Genomic DNA, 3,271 nt, shown 5'->3' with positions numbered 1-3,271 from the left:
TGAGGACAAGCCCTCGGCCTATTAGTACCGGTCAACTCCACCAGTTACCTGGCTTCCATATCCGGCCTATCAACCCAGTCGTCTACTGGGAGCCTTACCCTCTCAAGGAGGTGGGAGTCCTCATCTCGAAGCAGGCTTCCCGCTTAGATGCTTTCAGCGGTTATCCTTTCCGAACGTAGCCAACCAGCCATGCCCTTGGCAGGACAACTGGCACACCAGAGGTTCGTCCGTCCCGGTCCTCTCGTACTAGGGACAGCCCTTCTCAAGACTCCTACGCGCACAGCGGATAGGGACCGAACTGTCTCACGACGTTCTAAACCCAGCTCGCGTACCGCTTTAATGGGCGAACAGCCCAACCCTTGGGACCGACTCCAGCCCCAGGATGCGACGAGCCGACATCGAGGTGCCAAACCATCCCGTCGATATGGACTCTTGGGGAAGATCAGCCTGTTATCCCCGGGGTACCTTTTATCCGTTGAGCGACGGCGCTTCCACAAGCCACCGCCGGATCACTAGTCCCGACTTTCGTCCCTGCTCGACCCGTCGGTCTCACAGTCAAGCTCCCTTGTGCACTTACACTCAACACCTGATTGCCAACCAGGCTGAGGGAACCTTTGGGCGCCTCCGTTACCCTTTGGGAGGCAACCGCCCCAGTTAAACTACCCATCAGACACTGTCCCTGATCCGGATCACGGACCCAGGTTAGACATCCAGCACGACCAGAGTGGTATTTCAACGACGACTCCACCTGAACTGGCGTCCAAGCTTCACAGTCTCCCACCTATCCTACACAAGCCGAACCGAACACCAATATCAAACTGTAGTAAAGGTCCCGGGGTCTTTCCGTCCTGCTGCGCGAAACGAGCATCTTTACTCGTAGTGCAATTTCACCGGGCCTATGGTTGAGACAGTCGAGAAGTCGTTACGCCATTCGTGCAGGTCGGAACTTACCCGACAAGGAATTTCGCTACCTTAGGATGGTTATAGTTACCACCGCCGTTTACTGGCGCTTAAGTTCTCAGCTTCGCCGACCCGAAAGTCAGCTAACCGGTCCCCTTAACGTTCCAGCACCGGGCAGGCGTCAGTCCGTATACATCGCCTTACGGCTTCGCACGGACCTGTGTTTTTAGTAAACAGTCGCTTCTCGCTGGTCTCTGCGGCCACCCCCAGCTCACCGAGTAAATCGGATCACCGGTGATGGCCCCCCTTCTCCCGAAGTTACGGGGGCATTTTGCCGAGTTCCTTAACCATAGTTCACCCGAACGCCTCGGTATTCTCTACCTGACCACCTGAGTCGGTTTAGGGTACGGGCCGCCATGAAACTCGCTAGAGGCTTTTCTCGACAGCATAGGATCATCCACTTCACCACAATCGGCTCGGCATCAGGTCTCAGCCTCAATGTTGTGCGGATTTGCCTGCACAACGGCCTACACCCTTACCCCGGGACAACCACCGCCCGGGCTGGACTACCTTCCTGCGTCACCCCATCACTTACCTACTACCGCCTTGGGTCAGCGGCTCCACCACTCCGACCTCGTCCGAAGACTCAGCCGGCGGCTTCACGGCCTTAGCATTAACGGGTTCAGTACTGGGCGTTTCAAAGCGGGTACCGGAATATCAACCGGTTGTCCATCGACTACGCCTGTCGGCCTCGCCTTAGGTCCCGACTTACCCTGGGCAGATCAGCTTGACCCAGGAACCCTTAGTCAATCGGCGCACACGTTTCTCACGTGTGTATCGCTACTCATGCCTGCATTCTCACTCGTGAACCGTCCACAACTCGCTTCCGCGGCTGCTTCACCCGGCACACGACGCTCCCCTACCCATCACAGCGGGCGTTGGCCCTCATGCTGCAATGACACGACTTCGGCGGTACGCTTGAGCCCCGCTACATTGTCGGCGCGGAATCACTTGACCAGTGAGCTATTACGCACTCTTTCAAGGGTGGCTGCTTCTAAGCCAACCTCCTGGTTGTCTCTGCGACTCCACATCCTTTCCCACTTAGCGTACGCTTAGGGGCCTTAGTCGATGCTCTGGGCTGTTTCCCTCTCGACCATGGAGCTTATCCCCCACAGTCTCACTGCCGCGCTCTCACTTACCGGCATTCGGAGTTTGGCTAAGGTCAGTAACCCGGTAGGGCCCATCGCCTATCCAGTGCTCTACCTCCGGCAAGAAACACACGACGCTGCACCTAAATGCATTTCGGGGAGAACCAGCTATCACGGAGTTTGATTGGCCTTTCACCCCTAACCACAGGTCATCCCCCAGGTTTTCAACCCTGGTGGGTTCGGTCCTCCACGAAGTCTTACCTCCGCTTCAACCTGCCCATGGCTAGATCACTCCGCTTCGGGTCTTGAGCGCGCTACTATGTCGCCCTGTTCGGACTCGCTTTCGCTACGGCTTCCCCACACGGGTTAACCTCGCAACACACCGCAAACTCGCAGGCTCATTCTTCAAAAGGCACGCAGTCACGAGATACAAGCAAGCTTGCATCCGACGCTCCCACGGCTTGTAGGCACACGGTTTCAGGTACTATTTCACTCCGCTCCCGCGGTACTTTTCACCATTCCCTCACGGTACTATCCGCTATCGGTCACCAGGGAATATTTAGGCTTAGCGGGTGGTCCCGCCAGATTCACACGGGATTTCTCGGGCCCCGTGCTACTTGGGTGTTCTCCAAACGAGCCGCTGATGTTTCAGCTACGGGGGTCTTACCCTCTACGCCGGACCTTTCGCATGTCCTTCGCCTACATCAACGGTTTCTGACTCGTCTCACGGCCGGCAGACCGTGAAAGGAAAATCCCACAACCCCGTATGCGCAACCCCTGCCGGGTATCACACGCATACGGTTTGGCCTCATCCGGTTTCGCTCGCCACTACTCCCGGAATCACGGTTGTTTTCTCTTCCTGAGGGTACTGAGATGTTTCACTTCCCCTCGTTCCCTCCACACTGCCTATGTGTTCAGCAGTGGGTGACAGCCCATGACGACTGCCGGGTTTCCCCATTCGGAAACCCCCGGATCAAAGCCTGGTTGACGACTCCCCGGGGACTATCGTGGCCTCCCACGTCCTTCATCGGTTCCTGGTGCCAAGGCATCCACCGTGCGCCCTTAAAAACTTGGCCACAGATGCTCGCGTCCACTGTGCAGTTCTCAAGCAACGACCAGCCACCCACCACCCCACCCCGATACAGGGCGAGTTCACTGGGGCCGGCATCCCGAAGGGCGAGCAACGCTCGCACCCTCAGACACCCAACAGCGTGCCCGGCACA

Annotated in this window: 1 rRNA gene; it reads right to left on the bottom strand. The window is 57.4% G+C overall.

Features of this window, described 5'->3' with window-relative positions:
• Position 1 precedes the first annotated feature (1 nt).
• Positions 2-3,124, bottom strand: a 23S ribosomal RNA gene (locus ACWD0A_RS34485).
• Positions 3,125-3,271: the final 147 nt, after the last annotated feature.

The organism is Streptomyces sp. NPDC002867 (assembly GCF_053591895.1).
This window is presented reverse-complemented; position numbering and strand designations above follow the sequence as displayed.